The following is a 6304-nucleotide window of genomic DNA, read 5'->3' as shown; positions in this document are numbered from 1 at the left end:
CTCCGAGTGCGCTGGTCAGCCATCGTCGAGCAGCCGTGGCATTGGTGAGGGTTTCGATGGTGGTGAATGTCTTGGACGACACGATGAACATCGTGGTGGCCGGGTCGAGATCCTTGAGCTCGGCAACCAGGTCCGTTGGATCGACGTTCGAGACGAACCGGATGCCGATGTCGGCGGTGGTGTAGTGGCGCAGTGCCCGACACACCATGCGCGGACCTAGATCGGACCCACCGATGCCGATGTTGACCACCGTGGTGATGCGCTTACCGGTGGCCCCGCGCCAATGCCCGCTCCTGATGTCGTCGGTGAAGTCGCCCATCCGGTCGAGTACGTGATGGACATCGGCAACCACGTTGCGCCCACCCGCGGTCAGCGTCGCCTCAAGGGGAAGCCGCAGCGCGGTGTGCAGGACCGCCCGGTTCTCGGTGGTGTTGACGTGATCTCCGCGCAGCATGCGGTCGCGGTGTTCTTCCAGACCCGCCGCACGGGCCAGGTCGGTCAGCAATCCGAGGGTGTTCCGGTCGATGCGGTTGAGGCTGTAGTCGATGTAGAGATCACCGGCAGTGACGGTCAGGTCGCGGCCACGCTCTGGGTCGGTGTCGAACCACTCCCTCAGGTGCAGTTCCGCCACGTTGGCGTAGTGGGCCTGTAGCTTGTCCCACTCGGGGGATCGGGTGAGGTTGGGCTGGGTCGAGATCGCCACGGCTCAGGCCCTCCCCGCGGGTTCGGCGCGTCGTACAGCGTGCCCACCGAATTGGTTACGAAGCGCCGAAACGGCTTTCATTGCCGGCGAATCATCCTGACGGGATGCGAACCGAGCGAACAGCGCGGCCGAGATCACCGGTGCCGGAACTGCATGTGCGATGGCTTCTTCGACGGTCCATCGACCTTCACCGGAATCCTCGGTGTAGCCGGACAGGGAGGCCAATTCGGGATCATCGGACAGAGCCTGCACCAGAAGGTCGAGCAACCAGGACCGAACCACCGTGCCCTTCGACCAGGCACGAAGTACTGCGGGCACATCGACGATGGACTCTTCCGCGGCAAGGAGCTCGTACCCCTCGGCATAGGCCTGCATCAATCCGTACTCGATGCCGTTGTGCACCATCTTCGCGTAGTGCCCGGCGCCGACCGGCCCCGCGTGGACAAAGGAGTTCTCACGGTCACCGTCTGGCCGCAGCGCATCGACGATCGGCATCAACCGGGCAATGTCGGCGGCGTCGCCGCCGACCATCAACGCGTACCCGTTTTCTCGTCCCCACACCCCGCCGGAGACGCCGCAGTCGACATAACCGATGCCGCGTTCGGCGAGGAGATCGGCATGGAGCTTGTCGTCGGTGAACCGGGAGTTGCCGCCGTCGACCACAAGGTCACCCGGGGAAAGCAAGCGCGTGAGCTGACCGATGACCTGGCGGGTCGGCGCACCGGCGGGCACCATCACCCACACCGTACGAGGTGTCGGCAGCGACTCGACCAACGATGCAAGACTGTCGACATCGCTGGCGGCGGCATTCGGGTCGAATCCAATCGCCTCATGCCCGCGCTCGCGCAGCCGCTCCCGCATGTTCGCTCCCATGCGGCCCAGACCGACCAATCCCAAATTTGTCGTCACCGTTTCACTTCCGATCTTGCACAATCTTGTCGAGTTCTATGTCTACGGGCGTTCGGTGCCGACCTCACCTGCCCGGATGGGGAGCCAGGACTGGCCGCTCGGCCAAGTGCATTCTCGCGGAGCGGATTCGACACTGGCACTCGACGCATTGTCCGAATGCGCAGGTGAAGCGAAAACGGAGTGCAGCAGAAGTGACTGTGTCTGAAGTGCAGGACAGGACCCCGCTGGTAGGTGGGCTGGCCAACCGGGGCCGCGAGGCGCTGATCGGAAGTGCCGGACGGATCACTGAGCCGGCCTCGATGGTCATCTTCGGAATCACCGGCGACCTCTCTCGCAAGAAATTGCTGCCGGCGATCTACGACCTGGCGCACAATGGTCAGCTGCCGCCGGACTTCGACCTCGTCGGCTTCGCCCGTGACATTGTGGGTGTCGAGGACCGCCTGCGCGAGTCGGTGAGAGCACACGCGCGCACGCCGTTCGACCCGGTGGTGTGGGAAGCGCTGGCCGAGCGGATCCACTGGGTACAAGGCTCGTTCGACGACACGGCCGCGTTCACCCGCTTGGCTGCCCGGCTGGCAGAGGTAGACGTCCGTCGCGGCAAGACAAGCAACTACGTCTTCTACCTATCCATCCCGCCCACGGCGTTCGCCACGGTCTGCGACCAACTCGCGATCACCGGCCTGAATCGCGGGGGCAGTGGATGGCGCCGGGTGGTGGTGGAAAAACCGTTCGGGCACGACCTCGCCAGCTCGCAGGTTCTCGGAGCTGCACTCGAACGAGTGTTTCCCCCATCGTCCGTCTACCGCATCGATCATTATCTCGGTAAGGAAATGGTGCAGAACATTCTCGCGTTGCGTTTCGCGAATGGGATGTTCGAGCCGCTGTGGAATAACCGGCATATCGACCATGTGCAGATCACCATGGCCGAGAGTGTGGGTGTGACAGGCCGCGCCGGATACTACGACGGTGTCGGGGCGGCTCGCGATGTCATTCAGAATCACTTGCTGCAAATTCTGGCATTGATCGCGATGGAAGAGCCTGTCGCATTCGACCCCGACAGCATCGCCGCTGAGAAGATCAAGGTTCTCTCCGCCACCAGGCTACTCGGCCCGCTAGAGGAAACCTCGGCTCGGGGACAATATGGTGCGGGCCTGGACAATGGCGTGTCAGTTTCGGGACTGGCTGACGAGGCCGGTTTCCCCGCAGACTCGGCAACCGAGACGTTCGCCGCCCTCACGGTCGGCGTGGAGACCCGGCGGTGGGCCGGAGTGCCTTTTTACATCCGCACCGGCAAGCGTCTGGCCCGGCGGACCACCGAGATCGCGGTGACCTTCACGCCGCCCGCCCACGGCGTCGCCACAGCCCGGGCGGCAGGGGTACCGAATGTGCTTGTCTTCCGGGTACAACCCGACGATGGGATCGAACTGCACATCGGTGCCAAGCGCCCCGGTGAGGGTATGCACATTCAGTCGGTCAGCCTCGGGATGGATTTCCGGTCGGTGTTCGACCCGGCACCGGAGGCGTACGAGCGGCTGATCTCCGACGTGCTGCATGGTGATGCCACCCTGTTTCCGCGCCGTGAGGAGGTCGAAGAGTCCTGGCGGGTCATCGACCCGCTGCTCGAACACTGGGCGCGCTGCGGCCACCCCGAGTCGTATCCGTCCGGCTCCACCGGGCCGATATCGGCGGATCGGATGCTGACGCGCACAGATCGGGCGTGGCGGCCTCTCTGAAACGGCCTGGCCGCCCGGACGAGCCGATCGGGCGGCCCCTTGCAGGAGCGGTCAACCGCTCCGATTGCAGACGACAGTGAAGCCCTGAACACACTAGTGTTCAGGGCTTCACTGGGAATGTGACTATTTGGTGAGGGCGTCCTTGAGGGCCTTCGCCGCCGCGGCGGGGTCCTCGGCGCTATAGATGGCGCCACCGGCCACGGCCACCTGGGCACCTGCGTCCCGGACCGCGGTGATGGTGTCGACCTTCACGCCACCGGCGATCGAGAACGGCACTCCGGCGGTCTTGCCGTCGTCGAGGAGCGTCTGGATCGAGTACCCGGGCTGGGCCTGCTCGTCGAGACCGGCGTGGATCTCGACGAATGCGACACCGAGCTTGGCGATCTCGCGGGCTCGCTCTACGCGGTTTTCGACACCGATCAGGTCGGCGACGACCTTCTTGCCGTGCTTGTCGCCCGCCTCGACCGCACCCTTGATGGTGGCATCCCCGGCGGCCCCGAGGACGGTGACCAGGTCCGCACCAGCGGCGAAGGCGAGATCGGCCTCGAGGAAGCCGGCGTCGGCGGTCTTGAGGTCTGCGAATACCTCCTTATCGGGGTGCGCGGCCTTCACCGCGCTGATCACGCCGAGGCCCGCACTCTTGATCAGCGGGGTGCCGAGCTCGATGATGTCGACATACGGGGCGACCTTGTTGGTCAAGGCCAGCGCGTCGGCGGTGGTGAGCAGATCCACTGCAACCTGCAGCTTCGTCATGTGTTTCTCCTGGTTGTTTTCTTCGGGGGTTTCAGGGATTCAGGTCAGCCGATGTTGGCGTGTCGTTCCCACAGCTTTTCGGCGGTCTGGTCCTCGTTGCTCCACAGCGCCTGGAACAATGCGTCGAAGGCCAGGAGCACGGACTGCTCGAACAGGCTGCCCGAGTACTGGCGGGTGATGGCCGCGCTGTGGTCTTGCTTGTCGGCGGCCGGCAGCACCAGTACCTCGTCGGCACGCTGGCCGAGCTGCGAGTCCGGTGCGGTGGTGACGGCCAGCACCGAGGCACCGACCGTCTTCGCGGTGCCGGCGGCGCCGACCACCGAGGCGGTGGTGCCCGATCCGGACACGGCGATCAACAGGTCACCGGCGCTAATGGCGGGGGCGGTCACCTCACCGGCGACATGGACGCGCAGCCCGAGGTGCATTAGCCGCATCGCGGCCATCTGAGTGGCCAGGCCGCTGCGCCCGTTGCCGATCACGAACACCGCGCGAGCGGAGGTGATCATCGTGCCTGCGCGATCCCACTGGTCGGCGGCAACGGAGTTGAGCAGTCGTTGATTCTCCTCGAGCACGATACGGCGTCCATCACCGAATTTCGTCCTCGTCTGCCCGACGGTCGCGGTCATGATTCTCCTCGGTTGTGGCCCGTGGCTTACCTGGTCAAGACTGCCGCCGGGTCCCGCCGTCGGCACCTCACCGAATGGCCGGTTGGGGCTAATCGGTTTGCCAGTGCAGTCATGTCCATCGCGGGCCGTACCGTGGAGGCGTGGTCGCAATCGATGATGTGATTTCCGCCCATGCCGATTGGATCGGTATGCGGCGGGTGATCGCAGGTCCGCTGCCGGAAATCGCTCAGCGCTTTTCCCAGTTCCTTGCCGGGTCATGCCCGCATACCGCACTGGTGATCTTCACCCGCGAGTGCACGGGCCGCCCACGCAAGGTTGGCGGTCTCGCCGAAATCACCGATCGGGTAACCATCGAGGAACTCGAAGTCCTGAAGCAATCGCTTGATCCCGAAACCGCTTTCGACGGGACAGCGGTCCTGGCCGGCAGCGAGCGACGGGTGTGGGCAGTGCGAGACAGCAGCGACACCTTGCTCGTGCTCGTTCCCCGGGCCACACAAAATCCGCCGCCTTGGTCGGAAATCAGGGCACAATTCGGGATTGTCGCGACCTCCATTCAACAGCAGGTGGTCCAAGCCAGTCCGTCCTACCTCGCCGAATCCCGCGCCGCCTCCAGCGAGCGCGCACGAACGATTGTCGAACTCACCGAGGTTCACGAGGCCACGCTGGCATCTATTCTCGGGACACTCCGCTCGAGTGATCTCGATGATCGCCGATCACGCATTACCGCCAGCGAGACCGCGTCCGCTGCATTGATCGCCCTGCGCTCGGCTGGTGACGTGGACCGGGAACTGTCCGAGGAAGCGGTAACGACCGCATTCGCCCGTCTCCAGGGCGAGCTGCGCCCGCTACTGCGCCATCGACAGGTGGAGGTCAGCTACGCCGATCCACCCGCCGACGGCCGGGCGCTTCCCGGTGAGATCGCTCACGCCGCAAGGGCAATGGTGCGGACAATTGTGTTGGCCTTCACCGCGCAGCCGGTGTTGGAGCGGCTGCGCGTGGCATGGGATTGTGACGGTACGAACCTGCTCATCGAGGTTCGCGACCAAGGGTTCGGTGCGATCGACCCCAACGCGCTCTCGCGCCAGCTGTCCGCCCGGCTGCAGACGCTACGAGGCGACCTCGACGTCGAGTCGATCGACGGGTGGGGCAGCAGGGTCACCTTGACAATTCCGCTCGATCCCCCCGCCACGCGGCCCGACGAGCACCTCCTCGCGGCACTCAACCCTCGTGAGCTCGAAGTGCTCGGGCACCTCTCATACGGTCGCCGCAACAAGGCGATCGCGGCGGCGCTCGGAATCAGTGAAAGCACCATCAAGTTCCACGTCGCCAGTGTGCTGAAGAAGCTTAACGTCGCTAATCGGGCCGAGGCCGGCGCGATCGGTGTGCGGGCCTGCATCGTAGCCCCGCTACCGCCCTCCGACCGCATGAGCTGATCGACCGACTGGCGCAGTCGACCGGTTCGCTCTCCCGTTCCATTCGCGCCTTTCACGGTCGCGGCCAGCTGCCGGGTCAGCCGCGCTCCCGCGCGGCCGCCCAGCGACAGCGCGACCGCGCACAACGCCCGCTGCAAGATCAGCGTC

5 protein-coding genes and 1 pseudogene are annotated in these 6304 nt (G+C 65.1%); 2 read left to right on the top strand and 4 right to left on the bottom strand.

Translation table 11 applies throughout. The features are described 5' to 3' along the window. Both ACWEKS_RS48605 and gnd read right to left on the bottom strand, forming a co-directional pair. Positions 1 to 703, bottom strand: a pseudogene (locus tag ACWEKS_RS48605) (glucose-6-phosphate isomerase); the annotation flags it as partial. A gap of 3 nt (positions 704 to 706) precedes the next feature. Beyond that, positions 707 to 1612 (bottom strand): phosphogluconate dehydrogenase (NAD(+)-dependent, decarboxylating), encoded by a 906-nt coding sequence (gene gnd, locus ACWEKS_RS48600; RefSeq protein ID WP_452346487.1) that lies wholly within the window; start codon positions 1610 to 1612, stop codon positions 707 to 709. 191 nt (positions 1613 to 1803) lie between these two features. Here gnd and zwf point away from each other — a divergent pair, with 191 nt between their 5' ends. After that, the gene (gene zwf, locus ACWEKS_RS48595; RefSeq protein ID WP_452346485.1) at positions 1804 to 3345 is read left to right on the top strand and encodes a glucose-6-phosphate dehydrogenase; all 1542 of its coding nucleotides are present in this window, start codon (positions 1804 to 1806) and stop codon (positions 3343 to 3345) included. Positions 3346 to 3468: 123 nt separating this feature from the next. Here the strand turns inward: zwf and hxlA are convergent, their stop codons facing one another. Together hxlA and hxlB are read right to left on the bottom strand one after the other, a co-directional pair. Beyond that, a complete protein-coding gene (hxlA, locus tag ACWEKS_RS48590; RefSeq protein WP_452346484.1) occupies positions 3469 to 4098 on the bottom strand; it encodes a 3-hexulose-6-phosphate synthase in 630 nt (209 codons plus the stop codon). A gap of 44 nt (positions 4099 to 4142) precedes the next feature. Beyond that, the gene (gene hxlB, locus ACWEKS_RS48585; protein WP_452346483.1) at positions 4143 to 4724 is read right to left on the bottom strand and encodes a 6-phospho-3-hexuloisomerase; all 582 of its coding nucleotides are present in this window, start codon (positions 4722 to 4724) and stop codon (positions 4143 to 4145) included. Between the two features lie 188 nt (positions 4725 to 4912). Between hxlB and ACWEKS_RS48580 the strand changes: the two genes are divergently transcribed. Next, positions 4913 to 6157, top strand: coding sequence for a LuxR C-terminal-related transcriptional regulator (locus ACWEKS_RS48580; RefSeq protein ID WP_452346486.1), 1245 nt, complete (start codon positions 4913 to 4915; stop codon positions 6155 to 6157). Positions 6158 to 6304 lie beyond the last annotated feature (147 nt).

The organism is Nocardia sp. NPDC004711 (assembly GCF_053601595.1).
Note: the sequence above shows the minus strand (reverse complement) of the source record. Positions and strands in the feature narration are given on the sequence as shown.